General features: G+C 40.6%; 14 protein-coding genes and 1 tRNA gene. 7 read left to right on the top strand and 8 right to left on the bottom strand.

What is annotated here, in order from left to right; all coding sequences use genetic code 11:
- Position 1: 1 nt before the first annotated feature.
- Positions 2 to 1381, bottom strand: coding sequence for an alpha/beta hydrolase (locus tag ACJV2T_RS03395; protein ID WP_415683798.1), 1380 nt, complete (start codon positions 1379 to 1381; stop codon positions 2 to 4).
- 307 nt (positions 1382 to 1688) lie between these two features.
- Here ACJV2T_RS03395 and ACJV2T_RS03390 point away from each other — a divergent pair, with 307 nt between their 5' ends.
- Positions 1689 to 3758, top strand: coding sequence for an LTA synthase family protein (locus ACJV2T_RS03390; RefSeq protein WP_419399148.1), 2070 nt, complete (start codon positions 1689 to 1691; stop codon positions 3756 to 3758).
- Positions 3759 to 3874: 116 nt separating this feature from the next.
- Here the strand turns inward: ACJV2T_RS03390 and purD are convergent, their stop codons facing one another.
- From purD to purT, 6 genes are all read right to left on the bottom strand, one after another.
- Positions 3875 to 5146, bottom strand: a complete 1272-nt coding sequence (gene purD / locus ACJV2T_RS03385; RefSeq protein WP_419399147.1) for a phosphoribosylamine--glycine ligase — start codon at positions 5144 to 5146, stop codon at positions 3875 to 3877.
- Between the two features lie 79 nt (positions 5147 to 5225).
- The gene (gene purM / locus ACJV2T_RS03380) at positions 5226 to 6260 is read right to left on the bottom strand and encodes a phosphoribosylformylglycinamidine cyclo-ligase (protein ID WP_419399146.1); all 1035 of its coding nucleotides are present in this window, start codon (positions 6258 to 6260) and stop codon (positions 5226 to 5228) included.
- A 96-nt stretch (positions 6261 to 6356) separates the two neighbouring features.
- On the bottom strand, positions 6357 to 7844 hold the full coding sequence (gene purF / locus ACJV2T_RS03375; RefSeq protein WP_004105975.1) for an amidophosphoribosyltransferase: 1488 nt from the start codon (positions 7842 to 7844) through the stop codon (positions 6357 to 6359).
- 81 nt (positions 7845 to 7925) lie between these two features.
- Positions 7926 to 11681: a phosphoribosylformylglycinamidine synthase gene (locus ACJV2T_RS03370; RefSeq protein WP_419399145.1), complete on the bottom strand. Its 3756-nt coding sequence runs from the start codon at positions 11679 to 11681 to the stop codon at positions 7926 to 7928.
- A gap of 142 nt (positions 11682 to 11823) precedes the next feature.
- A complete protein-coding gene (gene purC, locus ACJV2T_RS03365; protein ID WP_419399144.1) occupies positions 11824 to 12606 on the bottom strand; it encodes a phosphoribosylaminoimidazolesuccinocarboxamide synthase in 783 nt (260 codons plus the stop codon).
- Positions 12607 to 12781: 175 nt separating this feature from the next.
- Positions 12782 to 14065 (bottom strand): formate-dependent phosphoribosylglycinamide formyltransferase, encoded by a 1284-nt coding sequence (purT, locus tag ACJV2T_RS03360; protein ID WP_419399143.1) that lies wholly within the window; start codon positions 14063 to 14065, stop codon positions 12782 to 12784.
- Positions 14066 to 14204: 139 nt separating this feature from the next.
- On the opposite strand from purT, the gene ACJV2T_RS03355 reads away from it, so the two are divergent.
- From ACJV2T_RS03355 to ACJV2T_RS03330, 6 genes are all read left to right on the top strand, one after another.
- Positions 14205 to 14280 (top strand) — tRNA-His (locus ACJV2T_RS03355).
- Positions 14281 to 14427: 147 nt separating this feature from the next.
- Positions 14428 to 17127, top strand: a complete 2700-nt coding sequence (locus ACJV2T_RS03350; RefSeq protein ID WP_419399142.1) for a DNA translocase FtsK — start codon at positions 14428 to 14430, stop codon at positions 17125 to 17127.
- A gap of 81 nt (positions 17128 to 17208) precedes the next feature.
- Positions 17209 to 17889: a CDP-diacylglycerol--glycerol-3-phosphate 3-phosphatidyltransferase gene (gene pgsA / locus ACJV2T_RS03345; RefSeq protein WP_415683844.1), complete on the top strand. Its 681-nt coding sequence runs from the start codon at positions 17209 to 17211 to the stop codon at positions 17887 to 17889.
- A gap of 109 nt (positions 17890 to 17998) precedes the next feature.
- A complete protein-coding gene (locus tag ACJV2T_RS03340) occupies positions 17999 to 18688 on the top strand; it encodes a CinA family protein (RefSeq protein WP_419399141.1) in 690 nt (229 codons plus the stop codon).
- A gap of 205 nt (positions 18689 to 18893) precedes the next feature.
- Positions 18894 to 20033, top strand: coding sequence for a recombinase RecA (recA, locus tag ACJV2T_RS03335; protein WP_119526350.1), 1140 nt, complete (start codon positions 18894 to 18896; stop codon positions 20031 to 20033).
- A 31-nt stretch (positions 20034 to 20064) separates the two neighbouring features.
- Entirely contained in the window at positions 20065 to 20733 is a 669-nt protein-coding gene (locus ACJV2T_RS03330) for a regulatory protein RecX (RefSeq protein ID WP_415683807.1), read from the top strand.
- Between the two features lie 59 nt (positions 20734 to 20792).
- On the opposite strand, the gene thrC is transcribed toward ACJV2T_RS03330, so the two are convergent.
- The gene (thrC, locus tag ACJV2T_RS03325; protein WP_419399140.1) at positions 20793 to 22319 is read right to left on the bottom strand and encodes a threonine synthase; all 1527 of its coding nucleotides are present in this window, start codon (positions 22317 to 22319) and stop codon (positions 20793 to 20795) included.
- Between the last annotated feature and the right edge of the window lie 141 nt (positions 22320 to 22460).

Here is a 22460-nt window from a genome sequence, read left to right as displayed (position 1 = left end):
ATTAGTCTCGATTCACTTGCTGGTTGACAAGAATTTGTACATTTTGGTAGGTATTAAGTTTTGGTGCAGTGCTTGAAATACCTGTCTTTTTGCAGAATTGATCAATTGTTATTTTTAATCCAGCCTTTACTGTGTGCCAATCATGACCAGTTCCTTGAGAAAGCATGGTTATAACGTTCATTCCAGCGCTATGTGCGCTTAGTGCGATAGTTGCTTGATTTGCTTGAGATTTAGTATCCCATGAGCCTGCAATAGCGTAATAATTTTGTTTCAAAGGAGCATTTTTACGCATTATCGTACTAGGCACGTGTCTATTGTATTCTGATGCGTTTCCATTGAAATAACGATTTATTGTTTCTTGGCGATTATTATATGTTGGCGCTAGTTCGCCTCCGGCGGAAAAAATGCTGCCAAATATATCAGGGTGAGATGGAACTAGTTGCGTTGAGCAAGTTCCTCCTTGTGAGAAGCCTCCCATAAGCCACATTTTAGGATCTTTGCTTACTGGTAAATGTTTGTGTATCCATTTAGGAACATCATCAGTTAAATATGTTTCTGCTTTTCCGAACACATGAGTATCTGCGCACAGAGAATTATGTGAAGAGTCGCCATTTTGGTCAGGAGCTACAACAATAGGTGCAAGACCGTAGTGATCTTTTGCGTAATTGTCTAAAGTGTTTGCAATATCGCTTGCTGCAAAAAAGTGATTAGGGCTACCAGGTTGTCCTGCAAACATGACCATAACTGGTAGTTTTGGCGAATCTTTAACAAGTGCAGCAGGTGGCAGGTATACGTTTGCTATTCTGGCATTGAAATGTGAAGCAGTATTAGGGATATAAACTGAACGGACAATACCTTTTTTAGGAAGTTTTGGCAGTTTGTGTTGTGTTGCTAATTCTCGCCACTGCTTAATAGTAAGGGATGCGGATTTTTGCCTATTAGCTTCTAATTTTGGAAAACCGCCCATTCCAAATATTGAACCTATTGTCGTGTATTCTCCATAAATCATGTCTACTTGAAGAGCTGTGCTTAGTAATGTCAAAATAATAGCTATTACTGCAACTAGTTTCCTCCATTTGTGCAAGAAAACGAGTGCTGTTGCTGCAAAACCTATAAGCCCGAAGCCGCATGCAATAGAAAAAATAACGAGCCATCCAAGACTTACTCCGAATACAAGAAACACGTCTGAAATAAGCCAAGCAATTATTCCACCGACAAAAAATGTTATTACACCTATTGCAAGCTGTATTAATAAGTGGAACATTTTCTTGCCGCGTTTTGTTTTCATAAAAAGCAACAAGACTAAAGAAATACCATTTACGCTAAAAAGGCTTATTGGTAGCCATCCTTGCAAAAGACTCACTTTTGCCAGTTGCAGCATGTTTGACTCCTATACTTCCTAGTCTAATTGCGTATCAGTTACTAATCTAAGCGACATATACGCACAGTACTTGCCCAACCTAGTAATGTAATGCTAGTATCTGAAATTTTCCTCAATATTTGTTTTATCTTTTATTATTTATTCTATTTAAATAATAAATATCGGAACATATATTGTAATCAGTCCTAAGTATTAGAATCTCTATTTTTTTGTTTAAATGCATTGTTAAAAAGTTATGACGATAGCAATAAGTAAACTTGCACAGTATTAGTAACATTTAGTATGCGTGTGATTTATTGAGGATAGTATGAAGTCATTTTTGCGCTTGAAAGTTCCATATTGGCTGTATGTATTTCTTTTCTTTGTTGTTGATGTCGTGTCGGTAATTATTGTACAAATGGGTGTGCAGCGCGCTGGAAGAGTTGAGATGACTTCTGCAATGTCTGGTGGACGTTGGGGATTAATAACTAAAACTTGGAGAGAACTTAATTTTGTTATTGTTCTTAGCGTGCTAGTTGTTGCAATTATATACGGTTTAATTCTTTTAATTAGTAACCGATTTTGGATATCAAGCGCAATAATTCTAAGTATTTCATTGCTTATTTCTGTTATCGAATATATGAAAGTAAATGTTCGTTATGAAACTATTCTTCCTGCGGACTTAAACTTTTTAAAAAGTAACACTGGTAATATTGCTTCATTTTTGCCAGATAATGCTCCTATGGTAATTGGTGTTGCTTTAGGCGTTTTTATTCTTATTTTAGTTGCAACTGTTTGCTTGCACATATTTGATACAAATCATGGAAAGATTGTGCGATTTAAAGATTGGCGCTATTCTGCTGGCATTCGTGTTGCAATTGCGTTGATTTTAATAGGGAATTTAAGCTGGTATATTTGCGGCGTTGGCACAGTTGATTCTTCTGCCAATGTTTTTTCTAAAATGCTTGGTGACAATCCTGCTATGTGGGATTCTGTTTATGACGCTCAACGCAACGGTGCTATTGTGGCATTTTTGCGTAATGTGAATCCTAAAATTATGGATAAGCCTGCTGATTACAGTGAAGAAACTATGAAGGCTGTATACAAGCGTTATAACGATGAAGCTAAACGTATAAATCGTTCTCGTACAACAAATATGAACGATAATACTTTTATTCTTATTTTGTCTGAATCCTTCTCTGATCCTACACGTGTTCCTGGTTTGAAGTTGAACAAGAATCCAATGCCATTTATTAGCAATTTGAAGAAGCATACGGATAGTGGTTTGATGCTTTCTTCTGGTTACGGTGGCGGTACTGCAAACCTAGAGTACATGTCTTTAACTGGTTTGAGCATGGCTAATTTTGATCCTTCAATGACTAGCCCGTATCAGCAGTTGGTTCCTAATGCTCAATGGTCTCCAACTATTAATCAATATTGGGATGATTCTGGTAATTCTATTAAGTCTATAGCTTTCCACCCGTATGAACCGAGCATGTATTTGCGCGCTACTAATTACAAAAAGTTTGGCTTTAGTAAGTTCTACGCATTGCAAGGACCTGATGTTATTGCTCACCGTGATGTTATAGATAAATCACCGTATGTTTCTGACGCATCAGCATATAAGAGTGCGTTAGAAAAGATTAAAGAGCATAAGCAATCTAGGTTCGTACAAATTGTTACTATGCAAAACCACATGCCTTATAGGGATTGGTATGCGAATAATGAATTTGAAGCGTCTTCTAAAGATGGTGCTGCTGATCTTGGTGATGATGAAAAAACTTCTATTGAAACGTACGCTAAGGGTGTGCAACACACTGATGAGGCGACACAAGAGTTTTTGAATAGTTTAGATAAGCTAAATAAGCCTATTACTGTTATGTTTTATGGTGACCATTTGCCAGGAATTTACGGCACTGCAAGTTCGGATGAAAAGAATTCATTGTCTTTGCATTTGACTGATTATTTTATTTGGTCAAATAAAGTTGCTTTGGAACGTAAAGAGCGTAGTGAGAAAAAATCTTCAAACAAAAATGTAGAGAATTCTAATACAAATAAAGATGTAGATCGTACTAATAAGTATTCTTCTCCTAACTTCTTTATTTCTCAAGCTGCTCTACATATGAACGCTAAAGTTTCTCCGTATCTTGCTTTCTTAACTCGTTTGCATGAGCATGTGAGTGCCATGGAGCCTCCTGTTGTAAATACTATTCAAGGATGGGATAGAATTCCTGAAGGACAATCAATTTACTTGGATAACGATGGTAATCCTATGATTTTGTCTAAGATGGATAAGAAGTCACGCCAACTTCTTCATGACTATCGCTTAATACAATACGACATTACTGCTGGAAAGCATTATTTGCGTAATACTGATTTTCTGAAATTACCGCGCTAAAAGCTAGTTTGATAATTAAAATGCCCCTCGTTTATATTTGATACATATTATGTTTCAAATAGCGAGGGGCTTATTGATTTGCAATTTGTCAATTAAAACTAATTTTAATTAACAAACTATTTTAAAGCTTTTTCTGCAATATCATGCCTAAAGAACATGTGCGGAAGATTGAGCTTATCTAATATGCTGTAAACGTTGTTTTGAGCGTCTTTTACGTCGTTTCCATGCACTTGCACAAGAGCTACTCTGCCTGAAGAAGTAAGAAGTTTTCCGCTTTCTTCATCGCTTTTTACTCCTGCATAATACACGTGCTGACCTTGATTTTCGTCAACAGGAATTTGAGGAAGTTGAGTTCCAGTAACTAAAGTGCCAGGGTAGCCTTCGCTAGCAATGATTACGCCGAGCGTAATACCGCTATCTTTCCAAGTAAAAGTAGGATTTTTATGCTGCAAAATATTCCATATAGCTGCACCAAAATCTGAAGTAAGGCGAGGAAGTACAACTTCTGTTTCTGGGTCTCCAAAACGAGCATTAAACTCAATAACTTTAGGACCTGTTGCTGTATCAATTAAGCCAGCATAAAGCACGCCAGTAAAAGGCGTACCTTCTTTAGCTAGTCCTTCAACAGTTGGGCGCACAATTTCGTCGATAGCGCGCCTAACTGTTTCGTCGCTAATTTGTGGAACAGGGCTATAAGCTCCCATGCCGCCAGTATTTGGTCCTTTATCGCCGTCATAAGCACGCTTGTGGTCTTGAGAAATAGGCATAACCCAAAAATCAGTTCCGCTTACGAAACTCATAAGCGAAAACTCTTGACCTTGCAAAAATTCTTCAATAACAACTTTTGCTCCAGCTTGACCAAAACGGTGATCGACAAAAATGTCTTCCAAAGCTTCAACTGCTGTTTGCTCATCCATAGCAACAGTAACGCCTTTTCCAGCAGCTAAACCGTCCGCTTTAATAACAATTGGAGCACCATGCTCAAGAACGTATGCGCGTGCCGGTTCCAAAGCGTCAAATGTTTTGTAGGAGGCAGTTGGAACGTTGTGACGAGCCATAAGCTTTTTTGCGAAATCTTTAGAGCCTTCGATTTGAGCTGCGGCTTTGTTTGGACCAAAAGCGGCAATTCCATGCGCTTCAAAATCGTCAACAATGCCATTCATAAGTGGAACTTCAGGACCAATGAACGCAAAATCGTAGTTATTGTCTTTAACGAACTTAATAAGAGCGTCATGATCTGATTGACTTATGTTTGCAGTTTGAATGCCATCTGCTGCAATACCAGGATTTCCAGGAGCAACAGTTACTTCTTCAACGCTTTCTCCTTTAAGTAGCGCGTGTGCAATAGCGTGTTCGCGAGCGCCAGAACCAACTACTAAAACTTTCATTTTTAATCCTTTATTGCTTTAAGATTTTGCTATCTACTGTTTTGCAGCTTTATATTTTTCGGTTTTGCGGTTTTGCAGCTTACAACAACTCAACTGCAGCGTTTTCGCGCTTAGCCATTTTGCCAATAATATAAGCTGTTTCGTTATGCTCGTTTAGTATGCGCATTGCCTCGTTTGCTTTGCTTTCATCAACTGCCAAAACCATGCCAATGCCCATATTAAAAACGTTGAACATTTCAGCGTGAGCAACTTTTCCAGCTTTTTCAATAACATCAAAAATAGGTGGAATGCTCCAGCTAGTAGTGTCAATTTTTGCAGCTAAATCGTCTGCGTACATGCGCGGAACATTTTCAATAAATCCGCCGCCTGTAATATGAGCAACTCCCTTAATAAGATGCTCAGCAAAAAGTGGCTTCAAAGCTTTTACGTAGATTCGAGTAGGTTCAAGAAGAACTTCGCCAAGTGTTTTGCCATTAAGCTCATCCAACTTCGTATCTACACTAAAACCTGCTTCTTCAAACAAAGCTTTGCGAACAAGAGAGAATCCGTTTGAATGAACTCCTGAAGAAGGAAGTCCAATAAGCACGTCGCCGGCAGTAATAGTGGATCCGTCAACAATATTCGAACGTTCTGCAACGCCTACTGCAAAACCTGCAAGATCGTACTCGTCTTCGTCGTACATTCCAGGCATTTCAGCAGTTTCTCCGCCAATTAAACCTGCTTCTGATTGCACGCAACCATCTGCAACGCCTGAAACTACTTGCTCAAGTATTTCAGGATTGTTTTTTCCGCACGCAATGTAATCGAGGAAGAAAAGCGGCTCGGCACCTTGAGCTGCAATATCGTTTACGCACATTGCAACGCAATCAATGCCAATAGTGTCATGCTTATTCATCATTTTTGCAATCACAAGCTTGGTTCCAACGCCATCCGTGCCAGAAATCAGCACTGGCTCTTTGTAACCAAGAGATGCCAAATCAAATAAGCCGCCAAATCCGCCAATGCCACCTACAATGCCTGGGCGCTTTGTGCGATTTACATGAGATTTAATACGACGTACTACTTCGTATCCTGCTTCTACGCTTACGCCAGCTTCTTCATATGCGTGTGGCATATTTGTTCCTTTCGTAACAATGTTATAAGTATTTTCTTAAGTTTTATTTATAAATTGCAATGAACAATTTAATTAATAAATAATTAAATTATTAAGTTATATAAGATTTTCGTGCGAATATTTACTATGTTTCCTTACTTCTTGCAAATGTTCGCGTTCTTCAGGAGTAAGTGAAGCCAAGAATTCTTCGCCGTAATCGTCTAGTGCAGTAGGGTAGTCGCCATTAAAGTAAGCAACGCACAAACCGCCATAAGGCGCAGGCTTTTTTAATCCAATCGACTCGACTAATCCATCTAAAGACAAAAATGCTAAGGAATCTGCATCGATATACTCGCGAATTTCTTCGACTGAATGCTTTGCTGCAATAAGTTCCTTCGTGGTTTGAATATCGATACCGTAGAAGCAAGGATATTTAAGCGGAGGAGAAGAAATACGCATATGCACTTCTTTAGCGCCAGCTTCTCGAAGCAATTGCACAATGCGTTTAGAAGTAGTTCCGCGAACAATCGAATCGTCAATAACGATAACTCGCTTTCCTGCAACCACTCCGCGAACAGCAGAAAGTTTCATACGAACGCCTTGCTCGCGTAATTCTTGCGTTGGCTGAATAAAAGTGCGTGCAACATACTGGTTTTTAATCAATCCCATTTCGTTTGGAATTCCGCTTGTTTCAGCGTATCCTGCAGCAGCAGAAAGTGAAGAATTAGGCACTCCAATAACCATATCTGCTTCAACAGGAGATTCTTTAGCTAAACGCGCACCCATGCGCTTTCGCACAGAATGAACATTAATACCGTAAATATTAGAATCTGGGCGAGCGAAATAAATAAATTCCATTGAGCATACTGCATGCTGCACGTGCTTTGTATATTGCTCAATAGTGTAGCCATCGTCATTAATAACAATGATTTCTCCAGGCTCAATATCACGAATGAACTCTGCTCGCACAATATCAAGCGCACAAGTTTCAGAAGCAAGCACGTACGCGCCGTTCTTCATACGACCAAGCGAAAGAGGGCGGAAACCATTTGGATCAGTTGCTCCAATTAGTGCATCTTGAGTAAGCAATAAGTAAGCAAAACCGCCATGAACAGTTTGTAAAGCTTCTTTTAGGCGATCCATAAAAGTTGCTTTACTTGAGTGGCGAATTAAATGCATCAATATTTCAGTATCAGAATTTGAGTGGAATATTGAGCCTTTATCTTCCAAAGAATTACGTAGGCTAGTGCAATTCGTCAAATTTCCGTTATGTGCAAGAGCTACGTCTCCATCGTGGAAACGGAACAGGAAAGGCTGAATGTTATCAACGCTTCCAGAACCGGCAGTAGCATATCGCACGTGACCGATAGCTCGGTTTCCAGTAAGACGATCCATAACTTGTTCATTGCTAAATACTTGAGTTAGCAATCCCAATCCGCGATACCCATGCAATTTGCCATTGTCGTTAGATACAATGCCGGCACCTTCTTGTCCTCGATGCTGTAGCGCATGAAGTCCAAAATATGTCAGCCTAGCTGCATCTTGATGACCCCACACACCAAATACGCCGCATTCTTCGTGAATATCTTCAAGTTCTGCAGACATTCATACCCCCTAATAATCGATGATTGTAATCGTCGAATTTGTAGTTATTTTGATACAAGTTTTGCAACTGTAAACTAAAGCTCATGCAGTGAAATATTCAACGCCAGCTTCAAACAATGGTTGCTCGTGGAAATCAGGAATATTGACATACAAGTCACGACCTGCGCGCTCGCAATGTCCCATTTTTCCAAAAACTCTACCGTCTGGGCTTGTAATACCTTCTACTGACATCATTGAGCCGTTAGGATTTACGTTTAAGCTCATGCTTGGTACGCCATTGCTGTCCACATATTGTGTAGCTATTTGACCGTTTTTAATAAGCTTTTCCATAACTTCGTTAGTAGCAATAAAGCGACCTTCTCCATGAGAAATTGCAACAGTATGCATGTCTCCAACTTGCGTATTTGCTAACCATGGTGAAAGATTTGAAGCAACCCTAGTGCGAACAATCCTACTTTGGTGTCTGCCAATAGTGTTGTAGGTAAGAGTTGGGCATTCGGAATCTATTGGGATAATGTCACCAAAAGGCACGAGACCAAGCTTAATAAGCGCTTGGAAGCCGTTGCAAATTCCAAGCATTAAACCGTCGCGATTATTGAGCAAATCACGAACTGCGTCTGTTACTGCTGGATTCCTAAAGAATGCTGTAATGAATTTTGCAGAACCGTCTGGCTCATCGCCTCCAGAGAAGCCTCCTGGAATCATTACAATTTGACTCTTTTTAATCTCTTCAACCAATTGTTCAGCTGATTGTGCAATATCTTTTGCGCTTAAATTATTAATAATAAGCGTATGAGCGTCTGCTCCAGCTTTTTCAAAAGCAGCTTGAGTATCGTATTCGCAATTATTTCCAGGGAAAACTGGAATAATTACGCGCGGATGAGAAAGCGGCTTTAGTTTGCCTGTGTGCATGCGGTTTGTAGTAGGAACATTAGTTTTGTTATTAATAGTTTCTACAATCTCGCCAGGCTTTTTATACGGAAAGATTGAAGAAAGTTCGCTTTCCCAAACCTTTTGCAAATCACTTAAATCAATTTCTTCGCCATTTGATGAAGTAATTACGTAATTTTCAGTTGTTTCGCCAACAAGCTCAACGTCAACCAAGCTTGTATTCGCTAAAGATGAAACTTCAGCGCCTTCTTTAAGTTCAACGTAGAAGCTTCCATATGCTGGCTTAAATAAATCATCGTCGCTTAAATTATTGAATAATTTAAGACCAATATGATTTCCAAGCGTCATTTTGAATAAGCTTTCTGCGCTAGCACCGTAGCCAGGAGTAGATATAGCAAGAGCTTGCTTGTTTTTCGTAATATTTTCTACAATCTCTAGTGTTTTCAGGAAGCTTTCTTTTTCTGGAGTAATTTCGTCGGATTTATACTTCGGAGCAATACGTATAACTTTATGATTTACACCCTTAAATTCAGGTGAAACAGTTAAACGTGCGTCTCCAGTAGAAACCGCAAACGAAATCAAAGTTGGTGGCACATCCAGATTCTCAAAACTTCCGCTCATAGAATCTTTGCCGCCAATAGCACCAACGCCAAAATCAATCTGTGCACTTAAAGCGCCAAGAACTGCTGCAGCTGGCTTTCCCCAACGCTCTGGAATATCGTGAGGCTTGCCAAAATATTCTTGCAAACTCAAATAAGCACGTTCGCGTGTGAAACCGCTAGCTGCCAGCTTTGCCAATGATTCAACAACAGCAACATAGGCACCAGTGAATTGGTTTTTCTCCATTAAATACGGATTAAAGCCCCAAGCCATTGCGGAAGCTGTGTTTGTTTCGCCAAATACTGGGAATTTAGCAACCATAGCTTGAGCAGGAGTAAGCTGACGACGACCGCCAAAAGGCATAAGCACAGTAGCAGCACCAATAGTAGAATCAAATCGTTCAGCTAAGCCTTTATTTGAAGCAATATTAATATCCGAAACTAAGTTATGCATGCGCTTTTCTAACGGCAAATCTGACTGATTTTGCCATGGAGTTTCGTAAGATTCTCCACTTTCAATATGCAATATCTGCTGTTTTGGAGCGCCATTAGAAGCCAAGAATGCGCGGCTTAAGTCAACAATGGTTTTTCCACGCCAAGTCATTCGCATTCGCGCTTCTTCAGTAACAGTCGCTATTATTTCTGCTTCAAGATTTTCTTCACGAGCATACTTCAAAAATTCTTCAGCATCACTTGACGCAACGTCGACAGCCATGCGCTCTTGAGATTCAGAAATAGCAAGCTCAGTGCCGTCGAGACCTTCGTACTTTTTAGAAACTTTGTCGAGATTAATAGTTAAGCCGTCGGCAATTTCGCCAGTGGCAACAGAAACGCCGCCAGCGCCAAAATCGTTGCAACGCTTAATAAGTTGGCAAGCATCTTTGCGTCGGAAAAGTCGCTGCAACTTGCGCTCAATAGGAGCATTACCTTTTTGAACTTCAGCTCCGCACTCTTCAATACTTTCAACATCTTGAGCTTTAGAAGCGCCAGTTGCGCCGCCAATTCCGTCACGACCAGTGCGTCCGCCAAGAAGAATAATCACATCTCCAGGAGCTGGAGTTTCTCTGCGCACATGGTCGGCTGGGGTAGCTGCAACAACCGCACCAACCTCCATACGTTTTGCAACATAACCAGGGTGGTATAACTCGTGTACTTCGCCAGTAGCTAAACCAATCTGATTTCCGTAAGAAGAGTATCCTGCTGCAGCAGAAGTTACGATTTTTCGCTGCGGAAGCTTACCGTTTAAAGTTTCGCTAATAGGTGTGCGTGGATCTGCAGCACCAGTTACGCGCATTGCTTGATACACGTAGGAGCGTCCAGAAAGAGGATCGCGAATGCATCCACCAATGCAAGTTGCAGCTCCACCGAAAGGCTCAATCTCTGTAGGATGATTGTGCGTTTCGTTTTTAAACAGGAACAGCCAATCTTCGTCGTGACCGTTTACATCCACTTTAACTTTTACTGTGCAAGCGTTGATTTCTTCTGACTCGTCCAAATTTTTAAGCTCGCCAGTATGCTTTAAGTATTTTGCACCAATAGTTGCCATATCCATAAGGCAAACAGGCTTATTTTCGCGATTTAGTTCTTTTCGCAAATCAAGATAACGGCTAAATGCTTCTTGAACAGTGCTATCGTCAATAGAAATATCTGTAAGCTCTGTGCCAAAAGTCGTGTGACGGCAGTGGTCGGACCAGTACGTATCAATAACGCGAATTTCTGTAATAGTAGGATTTCTATGTTCTTCACGGAAATACTTCTGGCAGAACTTTGCGTCAGCCAAATCCATTGCCAAACCGCGAGTATTAATAAAGTCTTGTAATCCAGCCTCGTCTAAATCGTTAAATGAGTTAATCACTTCTACATCGGATGGCACAACTGTTTCTCGCTGTAAACTTTTTACCTCATCAAGTGAAGCTTCTCTCGCTTCAACAGGATTAATAACGTAGTGTTTAATATCGTTTAATGCTTTTTCGTCAAGATCACCTTTTAAAGCTATTACTCTAGCAGTGCGCACAGTTGGGCGCTCGCCTTGACTAATAAGTTGAATGCATTCGCTAGCAGATTGCGCACGCTGATCGAATTGACCAGGCAAAAACTCAACAGCAAACACGTGCTCGTCGGTTTCAATAGGCAAGTAATCGTAAGTATTATCAACTGGAGGTTCGCTCAATACTGTTTGCACAGCATTATCGAATAAATCTTTGCTGATACCTTCAACATCATAACGGTTAATAATTCTTGCGGAAGTAATCGCGCTTATGCCAAGAATCTCCCTAAGCTCATGTAAAAGCTGTTGCGCTTGAACGTCAAAACCAGTGCGTTTTTCCACATATACGCGAAATACCACGAGAAACCTACCTTGTTGAATGTGCGGTATGAATGCAGTGTTTATTGTTGTATTGGTTTTAAATTATAAATATTAAATTATTCAAAATCATATTAAGAATGCATGTGGCTCGCACCCCTAAAGGTACGAGCCACAACAATCATTATCGTTCTACGCAATCGTCAGGTTTGCGCACAGAAACATCCAAACCTTCGCTTTGAGCTAAAGATGCAAGCCTATCGTGAATCTCTTCATAAGCAGGAATGATGTCGCCTAAGTCGCGTCTGAACAAGTCCTTGTCCAAATGACTTACTCCATCTGTACCAGCATTGCGCTTATCCCAAAGTCTGCAAGTATCTGGAGTTATTTCGTCAGCGAGAAGAATATTACCTTGCGCGTCCACGCCCTCTTCAATCTTGAAGTCAACAAGCTGAACATCAATCTTGGAGAAAATATCCAACAGAGCATTGTTAACAGCATGAGCTTGACGAGTTACTTCCGCCATTTCTTCATCTGTTGCTAATCCAAGAGCGACAACGCCTTCTGGATTAATAAATGGATCGCCAAGCTCGTCGGACTTTACGCAGAACTCCAACAATGGCTTCTTTAAAGGTGTTCCTTCTTTAACGTTATAACGTTTTGCAAAAGAACCTGCAGCAGTATTTCGCATAATAATTTCCAGCGGGAACATGCGCATACGCTTTACAAGTTGTTCAGTATCGGAAATTCGTCCGAGGAAGTGGCTTTTTACACCGCGCGCCTCAAGTAAATGGAATAGTAAAGAAGTAATCCGGTTATTTAAACTGCCTTTACCTGCAATCTGAGCTTTCTTCAGACCGTTACCAGCTGTTGCCTGGTTCATGTATTCAACCCATAGCACATTGGTGTCATCGGTAGCATACAGTTTTTTGGCTTTGCCTTCGTACAACTTCTCAAGTTTTTCCATGATATGCCCTCTCTTATGTGCATTCATAGTTGTAGGCGCAAACCAACAATATTTGTAGGTTTACCTGACCTTTGCCAGCACGATTAGCGTAACAATTGTTACCTACAAAATTTCCCTTCGCGCATACTGTAAATTATTATCTTTTTTAACTCTTATGCCTTAATTTTCAATGTATCTAAGCATTGGTTTGTGTAGTTTTTAGCGACATAGCGATGCGTGTCGCATTTTCTCTAGCTTCTTCCTGCGTTAATCCAGTAGCTAAAGAAACTGCCATTCGTCTGTGACCATGTACAGAAGGCTTAGCAAAAATACGCAAGTTGCATCGATGATTTTCGCCAGATTGCAAAGCTTGAGCAATATTCGTAAAACCAACAGATCCTTCCGCTTTAATAACAATGGCGTGACTTGCTGCAACTTCATTATTTTTCAAAGAAAGCTCAGTATAGTTAGCTGTAATTGGGACTCCCAAAATAGCCAGTGCGTGTAATGCAAATTCGCTGTAGTGCTGTGAAATCATAGTTACCATGCCAGTATCGTGTGGGCGAGGTGAAAGCTCATTAAATAACAGTGAGCCATCTTTTAATACAAATAGTTCGACTCCATAAACGCCCCAACCTGTTTCGCCAGATTCTTGCGCAATATCAGTCAAACCTTCTACAGCACGCTTTGCAATATCTTTCGCATTAGTGCGGATCGATTCAGGAATATTTGCAGGTTGCCAAGATTCTCTATAATCTCCGTCTTGCTGACGCTGAGCAATCGGCTCACAAGTAGTAATTCCTGCGCAAGAGCTTATTGTAAGTACTGTAAGCTCATAATCAAGCGGAGCTAAAGCTTCAACAATAACGCGTGAACACTCGTTTTCATGACCAGCTGCCGCACGCCTTCCATGCTGAGCTTCATTCCAAGCTGCAAGCAAATTTTCAGAACTACGAACTATTGACTGGCCGTGACCAGAAGAACTCATAACAGGCTTAACTACACAAGGATATCCAACTTTTTTAGCTCCATCCTCTAACTCTTCATAAGATGAAGCGAAACAATACGGTGTAGTAGGCAGCCCTAAATCTTCGTGCGCAATCCTACGCAAACGCTCGCGATCCATTGCAATCGCGGCGATATCTGAGCTAGGGACAACCTGGATATTATTATTCGCTGCATCTTTCAAAACTTCAGTAGCAATAGCTTCAACTTCAGGAATGATAATATCAGGATTCACATTTGAAATAAGTTCTTGTAATTCTTGCGGATTCGACATATCTAGCACATGATATTCGTGAGCTATTTGCATTGCAGGAGCGTTTTTGTAGCTATCGGCAGCGCATACTCGCACGCCTAATCGCATAAGCTCAATTGCAATTTCCTTGCCAAGCTCGCCTGAGCCAAGAAGAAGTGCCGTCGTGTTGTTGCTGTTTTCGGTTACGCCAAAAATGCGCTGATTTTGCTCAGAAAAACTCATACACCCATTGTTGCATTTGCCATTGTCGAATAATTTATGTTGTTACTACGACGCGCCGAGGTGTGTTGTGCTAGCGTAAATCTAGAAAATCGTGTATAGTATCCCTTTGTTGTGTGATTCGATTCGTTTCGCGCACATGGTGGCTATAGCTCAGTCGGTAGAGCATCTGATTGTGGTTCAGAAGGTCGCGCGTTCAAGCCGCGTTAGCCACCCCACTTAAACGGCTGGTAATTGACCAGCCGTTTTTTGTTAGTTTTGTAACCCTTCAAGCCGAACAGCACATAGGGTAAACTGATATGGTTAGGGTGTTTCCCGACTTAAATTGTGCGTGCGCAATGAAGTAATGCACAGAAGGAGTATTTATGGCTGGTAAGGCTTCACCTAGTGAACCATTGTGGGAGACAATTCTCCTGTTTGTGCCTAGAACTTTAGGAAAGTTAGTGCGCTCGCTTTTTGGTGTTGGAGAATACGATGAGGCATATCGCAGGGACGGTTTGTGCTTCGTTATGCTTGTTCTTGCGATTTTGTTCTGCGCATCAGAATGGTTTAGAGTTAGTGGATTTATTGGAGTAGGTCTCCATTTTGTGTCTTCTAGTTTGCTTGGAATTATGAGCGTTGTTCTGCCTGTGTGGTTAAGCGTTGTCGCTTTTAGGTTGATGCGTAACAGTGGAGCTGGCTCTGGTAATCCTCGTGTTATTAGCGGATTTATTATTCTATTGTTGTCTGTTTGCTCAATTCTTGATATTTCTTCTGCACCTCGCGGAAAAGCGTTTAATTTAGACACTGTGCAAAAGTCAGGTGGGTTGTTAGGTTTTGTGCTTGGATCTCCGCTATCGTGGGGTCTTTCTCGTATTTTTGCAATTATTATTTTTGTAGTAGCTGCTATTTTTTCGATATTAATGATTACTCGCCTTCATGTAACTGATATAGCTCAAAGTGTTGCTACTATTTTTGCTAAATATAACAGTAAAAAGTCTTCTGAAGATTTAGGAAACTCTGAAGAAGATAATTCTGAAAGCAAAAGCAATTCTTTGGAATTTGCAGATGGCGTGCCAACTCACAATGAAGAATCGTCTAAAAATAATAGCGGATCTTCTCAAATGTCTTCTGTGTTGAAACTGTTTAAATCATTCTTTAAGCGTAAAAACAGTAATAATAATGGAGAATTGCTTGACGAATACGCCGGAGATGATGCATTTTCACATGCTGCTTCTCACGGTAATAGTGTAGATAATCTTGAAAGAGTTGAACCTCGTAAAGCAAGAACTGTGAGCAGCTCTTCAGATAATAATGCTGCAAATAATTCTCAATTTGAAAATGCCGATAATAATTCGAGTCAAGTTACACCTAGAAGTGTTTCATCTTCATCAAAGCTTGTTCCTGAAGAAATATTGCCAAAAGCTCCTATGAGTGATTCCTCTTTACCTGCAAGCGATCCATGGTCAAGTATTCCAGCTGAACGTATGGATCAATATCGCAGAGATCAAGAAGATTCAGATGATGAAAATGATGCCGGCAGCGAAAATGGTGCTAGCAATAATAATGAGCCTTCTTTTGATTCTTCTTCTGAACCTTACAAGCTCCCTGATTTGAATCTTTTAGCTTATGGCAAGCCTCATGCTGCTAGAACTCCAGCAAACGATAACGTTATTCGTGCGCTAACTTCTACTTTTGAGCAATTTGACGTCGACGCTCACGTTATCGGATTCCTTAGAGGTCCATCTGTTACGCAGTACGAGGTTGAGCTTGGTCCTGGTGTGAAAGTTGAAAAAGTTACGAATTTGCAAAAAAATATTGCATATGCTGTAGCTAGTACAGATGTGCGTATTTTGTCGCCAATTCCAGGAAAGTCTGCTATTGGTATTGAAATTCCAAACGTCGACCGCGAAATTGTGCATTTGGGAGATGTTCTGCGCTCGCAAAAAGCTATGAGTGACCCTAATCCTATGCTTACAGGCGTTGGAAAAGATGTTGAAGGTCATTTTGTAACGGCAGCTCTCGATAAAATGCCGCATTTGCTTGTCGCTGGTGCTACTGGTTCTGGTAAGTCGAGTTTCATTAACTCAATGCTTACTTCGATTATTATGAGAGCAACTCCTGAGCAAGTTCGCATGATTATGGTCGATCCTAAGCGCGTGGAGCTTTCTGCGTACGCTGGCATTCCGCATTTGCTTACGCCTATTATTACGGATCCTAAGAAGGCTGCGCAGGCTCTTGAGTGGGTTGTTAAAGAGATGGATGCTCGCTACGACGACTTGCAATTCTTCGGTTTCCGTCATGTTAAAGATTTCAACAAGGCTGTTCGTGAAGGAAAAGTTCACGCACCGGCTGGATCTGAGCGAAAAGTTGCTCCATACCCGTATTTGCTTGTGGTTGTGGACGAGATGGCTGATTTAATGATGGTTGCTAAGAACGATGTTGAAAGTTCTATTCAGCGCATTACTCAGCTTGCTCGAGCTGCAGGAGTGCATTTGGTTCTCGCTACTCAGCGCCCGTCTGTTGACGTTGTAACAGGCTTGATTAAGGCGAATATTCCTTCTCGATTGGCTTTTGCTACTTCGTCTGCTACTGATTCAAGGGTTATTCTCGATACTGTTGGCGCAGAAACTTTGATTGGTCAAGGCGACGCTTTGTTCCTTCCAATGGGTGCTGCAAAACCTCAGCGTGTGCAGGGATCGTGGGTGAGTGAATCTGAAATTCGCAAGGCTGTGGAGTACGTGCGCACTCAGCGCAAGCCAAAGTATCGTGAAGATATTGAGCAAATGGCTCAAAAGGCGGATGCTCAAGCTCAAAGCAAGCTTAAAACTAGCGATATTGGCGACGATATGGACGAGTTGCTGCAGGCTGCTGAGCTTGTTGTCAGCTCGCAATTTGGCTCTACTTCAATGCTTCAGCGTAAGTTGCGCGTTGGCTTTGCAAAGGCAGGTCGATTGATGGATTTGCTTGAATCTCGAGGCGTTGTGGGACCTTCTGAAGGTTCTAAAGCTCGCGAAGTTTTGGTTCAGCCGGAAGATTTGCCAAAAGTTTTGGCTTTTATTCGTGGCGAGTCAGATTCGTTATAAGATATTGTATTGTTATGTGCAACACCAAGTTGTGTGATGTGCTAGAAGTTTTTACTTTGCAGTAGAATGAAGGTTATGCGTATGAAGAAAAAAGCTAAGTCATCATTTTTTGCTGGCTGGAATTATGCTCCAAATATTGTGACTTATATCCGTATTTTGCTTTCTATTGTTTTTATTGTTTTATATTTGAAAGCAGGCACATGGGGTTTCGGTTCAGTTTCGTTGCGTTGGGCTGCGTTTGTGCTGTTTGTTGTAGCTGCTTCTACAGATAAGCTCGACGGGTGGATGGCTCGTAAATATCATAAGGTTACAGAATTAGGTAAGTTGCTTGATCCAATTGCGGATAAGATCCTTATTCTAGCTGCACTTATTATTTCTTCTGTTTTTGGCGAAATTTATTGGTGGATAACCATCTTGTTCATGATTCGCGAAATTGCTATTACTCTTGTGCGAATTTATGTTGTTAATGTTCGTGGAAGAGTGATTGCTGCATCTTCTGCAGGAAAGTATAAGACTCTTACGCAATCGATTGGTATTGCAATGATTATTGCACCTCTTGTTGCAACTATTCATGCTAGTTCATTGCCTTCTTGGATAGTTTCCTACTATGCAGTGGCTTTCGGTTTGCTCGGTATTTCTTTGGGCTTCGCTTTCTACTCTGCAGTTTTGTATGTCTATAGTGCTTTCTTTGAAAGTTCTTCAGATAGCGAATCTCAAGTTGATGATGAAAAAAATTCAGTGCCTTTGCCTCCTGTGAAGTAAATAAAATCAATAAGTAAACTTCTTGTTTGTAGCTTACGGTTTTTCATAGATTATCCCTAAAGGGTTTATGTTGTGGAAAATCGTAAGCTACAATCATATCGAGCGTATTATGAATAATTCTTCAAGTTTTAATACAGTTCCTTTAGCTGCGAATCTATTGGAAAAAAGTTTTATTAAAGGAATGCATATTGCTTCAGCAGAGTCGTTAACTGGCGGGCTTTTGGCTGATGCTTTTGTTTCTGTTCCTGGCGCATCGCGAGTTTTTTGTGGCTCTGCTGTCACTTATGATATTCATGCTAAATCCAAAATTCTTGGCGTAAATTCTAATCTTTTACAATCTGAAGGCGCTGTTTGCCAAGATGTTGCTTTTCAAATGGCGATTGGAGCTGCTCAAATATATCGTGGCAGTGGATGGGCGTATGCGGAAGATTGTGAGTGTTATACAGATTTTCCTATTATTGGCTTGTCTACAACTGGTGTTGCAGGTCCTGGTCCTGATGGTAATAAACCAGCAGGTTTAGTTTATGTTGGAATATTTTTGCCTAAAGTTAATGCTGTTATGGATTCTGTTAAAAATGCGGCTCATAAAGAACTTGAAGATGGATGCGTGAGTAACGTCTATGATTATGATTTTGCTCAAATCGAAAGTCAAAGCGTGGCTAAAATTGCGCGATCAAGTGCTGCTTTTGTTTTTGAATTGCAATTATCTGGCAGTCGTCAAGAAGTTCGCGAATCTGCTGTATTTCAGTTGTTGAGAATTTCTAATGATTTGATTGCTTATGTCGAAGATTGTAAATAGTTGAGTTGTAATCAAGACACGCGCTATCGAACAAATGTTCGCATATGTAGTATACTTGTGTTTGTCGAGATGATTTAAGCTGAGTTAAGCGTTTAAGTGCTTGGGTTAAATGTTTTATCCACATTGCATAAAAATGCTTGCACTTGAATCTAGTATGGAACTAAGGTCGTTCGATACATAACGGCATGCGAAAGGAGTAGCATACATGGCGCAAACAAAAAGTAAAGGCAATATTAATCGCCTTATTGATGCGGATAAAACAGATCCGCGTCGCCAAGCAGCGTTGGAAACTGCTTTAGCCAATGTTGAACGACAATATGGAAAAGGTTCTGCAATGCGCTTAGGTGATAGACCTATGCAAGATGTAGAAGTTATTCCTACTGGTTCATTAGCGTTGGACACTGCTTTGGGGATTGGCGGTGTTCCTAGAGGGCGAATAGTTGAAGTCTACGGTCCTGAGTCTTCTGGTAAAACAACTCTTGCTTTGCATATTGTTGCAAATGCTCAAAAAAATGGTGGGGTAGCGGCATTTATTGATGCTGAGCATGCGTTGGATCCTGTCTATGCTAGAAAGCTTGGAGTAGACACGGATGCTCTTATTGTTTCTCAGCCAGATAATGGTGAGCAGGCATTGGAAATTGCTGATATGCTTATTCGTTCTGGTGCGTTAGACGTTATTGTTGTTGATTCTGTAGCGGCATTGGTTCCTAAAGCTGAAATCGATGGAGATATGGGAGATAGCCATGTGGGCTTACAAGCTCGCTTAATGAGTCAGGCGTTGCGTAAGATGACTGGTGCTCTTTCACAAGCTGGCACTACTGCTATTTTTATTAATCAGCTTCGTGAAAAAATTGGCGTATTCTTTGGTAACCCTGAAACTACCACTGGTGGTAAAGCTTTGAAGTTCTATGCGTCTGTGCGCATGGATATTCGCAGAGTTTCTACTATTAAAGAGGGCGAAGAAGCTGTTGGCAACCGAACTAAAGTTAAGATTGTCAAGAATAAAATGGCTCCGCCTTTCAAAACTGCTGAGTTTGATGTTCTTTACGGAGAAGGCATCTCGACTGAAGGTTCTGTTATCGATATGGGACTGCAAGCTGAAGTTATTAAGAAATCTGGTTCTTGGTTTACTTATGACGGTGAGCAGCTTGGACAAGGTCGCGAAAACGTCCGTAAGTTCTTGAAAGATAATCCAGCTATTACTGAAGAAATTAGCGAAAAAGTCAAAGCTTCGTTAGGTTTAATGCATCCTGAAGATCAATTCGCTGAAGATTCTGAACTAGATCAATTCGATGATGATTCTGTAGCTAAAAATTCTGCACAAAAGTCATCCGAATCGAAGTAATAATAAGATTACAGTGTAAAGCGAATGCAATATGCCTATTAGTGTAGAGAGTTTTCTTCGCGATCATCCAGTAGAGCGTGCTGAAGAAGATGTCGAAAGTAATAGCGTAAAGCCGTATACTCGCAAAAAAATATCGCATAAGTCAGTACTTTTAAGCGCAAAAAATAATACAAAAAACATGCCGTATGTAAAAAACGCTAAAGTAAGTGATTTAAGCGACGAACTTTGCAATAGTAGTGAAGATGATTGTAGGGAAGCTGCTTTAAGGCTTTTAGATTATGCTCCTCGCTCTGTGATGGACATGCGCAAAAGACTTAAAGAAAAAGGCTACACGGAGGTTGCGGTTGACGCGGTTATTCGTCGTTTGCTTGAATTGCATCTTCTCGATGACAATCAATACGCTCAAATGGTGATTCGCTCTTGCGCAGTGAGGCTTCTTGGTGCTAGAGCTACTCGAATGGAATTGCAGCGTAAAAATGTTGATCCTGCTGCTATTTCACAAAACGTAGCTTCTGCTCAAAATTCTGGAGTATTCACTGAAGCAGCTTGGGAACTCGGTCGCAAAACGGCTTCGCGCACGAGAAATCTTGAGCCTTTAGTTCGAAGACGAAGATTTTTTGCAGCAGCTGCAAGAAAAGGTCATGATTTAAACGTTATTAACGAAGTGTATGCAGCTTTATTCGAAAGTAATAACGAATGAATAGTAAAAGAGGCTGGCTTATACAAGTAAACCAGCCTCTTTCGCTTAAAACTTTATGATTATTTTGCGAAATTATGCGCTTGAGCTAAAACATACTCAGGCATATCTTCAACATTAATAACATCATTAAAGCGTGGAGATTTATGCTCAAGATCCCTAAGCATGCTTGGAGCTTTAGTTCCTGTAGCTTCACTAAGCGCATCCATGCATTTGAAATCATCCATATCTTGCACATGCTCAATATTCAAAGATTCAGCAACAACACGAGGGAATTTATACGGGCTTGCAGTGCTTAGCAATACTCTCGGCACGTTTTCGTCGTGTGGAATATGTTGCATAACGAAGAATCCGCAAGCAGTATGTGGATCGATCACATACTTGTACTTGTTCCAGCAGTCATAAATAGCTTCGCGAATTTGATCCTCATTTGCCCAACCGCAACCAAACAGTGAGCGAATCTTTGCAAGCACATTTTCTGGAATCTCAAAAGCACCCCACTGTTGTAAGTCGTTCATAAGCATTTGTATTAAACGAGTGTCTTTATCGCACATGTAATAAAGCATTCGTTCCAAATTAGAAGAAACTAAAATATCCATAGAAGGAGCAACAGTGTGATGGAAAGTGCGCTGACGGTTGTAAGTGCCGCTTACCAAAAAATCAAAAAGCACGTTGTTGCTATTGCTAGCAACAATAAGATGCTTTACTGGAAGACCAAGCATTTTTGCATAATATCCTGCGAGAATATCGCCAAAATTGCCTGTAGGGACGCAAAATTCCACTTCATCGCCAAGTTTTATAACTTCGCGTTCAACAAGCTGCTTGTATGCTGCAAAATAGTAAACAACTTGTGGCACAAGACGACCAACGTTAATTGAGTTAGCTGAAGACAATACTGTATTCGCATCTTCTTCAATATTTTTGTTGAGCTCATTATTTGTGAAAATCTGTTTAACACCTGTTTGAGCATCGTCAAAATTACCGCGAACTGCGCAAACTTTCACATTTTCGCCCACCTGCGTAGTCATTTGCAATTCTTGAACGCGGCTAACTTTTCCTTCTGGATAAAAAGTAACCATAGAAGTGCCTGGAACATCAGCAAAACCAGCCAAAGCAGCTTTACCGGTATCTCCAGAAGTTGCAGTTAGAATCATAACGTTTTTTTCAATGTCAGATTCGTTCTCGTGTTGAGTTTTAGTGCGAGACATTAATTGTGGCAACATTTGCAAAGCAACGTCTTTAAACGCGCAAGTAGGACCATGGAAAAGTTCCATCACAAAATCGCTAGTGTTTCCAAGCTGCTGGAGTGGAGTAATAGCGTTATTAGACCACTGATTGCCGTATGCCAGTTTAATGCAAGAAGAAAGCTCTTCTGAAGTATAATCTGGCAGTAATAGTTGTAAAATATCTTGCGCAATTTCTTGATACGATTTGCCTTGCAATTTAGAAATATCGTAACGCTCGTTACCAAGGCTATCAGCTACAAATAATCCGCCATCTTCAGCGATTCCCTTACGTATTGCTTCTTTTGATGTGAATGTTGGCTTAATCGAACGAGTGCTATGGAAAATAGATGCATCTGATGCCATAATGACTCCGTAACCGTTTGTTTATAAAAAATATTTTTTATTTACATAGATTATTTATGTAAATTATTTACACAACTTATATCAAATTATGGTACCTGAAGCGCTGGGCGAATGGGCGTGTGCTAATCTCATATGTATAAA

Origin of the sequence: Gardnerella phocaeensis, assembly GCF_048545075.1 — a bacterium.
Classification (GTDB): Bacteria; Actinomycetota; Actinomycetes; order Actinomycetales; family Bifidobacteriaceae; genus Bifidobacterium; species Bifidobacterium vaginale_J.
Note: the sequence above shows the minus strand (reverse complement) of the source record. Positions and strands in the feature narration are given on the sequence as shown.

Bases quoted from the DNA above. Each gene is read 5' to 3' on its own strand.
- ACJV2T_RS03340 (WP_419399141.1), top strand. From the start codon at position 17,999: ATGAATAATTCTTCAAGTTTTAATACAGTTCCTTTAGCTGCGAATCTA.
- purD (WP_419399147.1), bottom strand. From the start codon at position 5,146: ATGAAAGTTTTAGTAGTTGGTTCTGGCGCTCGCGAACACGCTATTGCA.
- purF (WP_004105975.1), bottom strand. From the start codon at position 7,844: ATGTCTGCAGAACTTGAAGATATTCACGAAGAATGCGGCGTATTTGGT.
- thrC (WP_419399140.1), bottom strand. From the start codon at position 22,319: ATGGCATCAGATGCATCTATTTTCCATAGCACTCGTTCGATTAAGCCA.
- ACJV2T_RS03395 (WP_415683798.1), bottom strand. From the start codon at position 1,381: ATGCTGCAACTGGCAAAAGTGAGTCTTTTGCAAGGATGGCTACCAATA.
- recA (WP_119526350.1), top strand. From the start codon at position 18,894: ATGGCGCAAACAAAAAGTAAAGGCAATATTAATCGCCTTATTGATGCG.
- purC (WP_419399144.1), bottom strand. From the start codon at position 12,606: ATGGAAAAACTTGAGAAGTTGTACGAAGGCAAAGCCAAAAAACTGTAT.
- ACJV2T_RS03350 (WP_419399142.1), top strand. From the start codon at position 14,428: ATGGCTGGTAAGGCTTCACCTAGTGAACCATTGTGGGAGACAATTCTC.
- pgsA (WP_415683844.1), top strand. From the start codon at position 17,209: ATGAAGAAAAAAGCTAAGTCATCATTTTTTGCTGGCTGGAATTATGCT.
- ACJV2T_RS03330 (WP_415683807.1), top strand. From the start codon at position 20,065: ATGCCTATTAGTGTAGAGAGTTTTCTTCGCGATCATCCAGTAGAGCGT.
- ACJV2T_RS03390 (WP_419399148.1), top strand. From the start codon at position 1,689: ATGAAGTCATTTTTGCGCTTGAAAGTTCCATATTGGCTGTATGTATTT.
- purT (WP_419399143.1), bottom strand. From the start codon at position 14,065: ATGAGTTTTTCTGAGCAAAATCAGCGCATTTTTGGCGTAACCGAAAAC.
- purM (WP_419399146.1), bottom strand. From the start codon at position 6,260: ATGCCACACGCATATGAAGAAGCTGGCGTAAGCGTAGAAGCAGGATAC.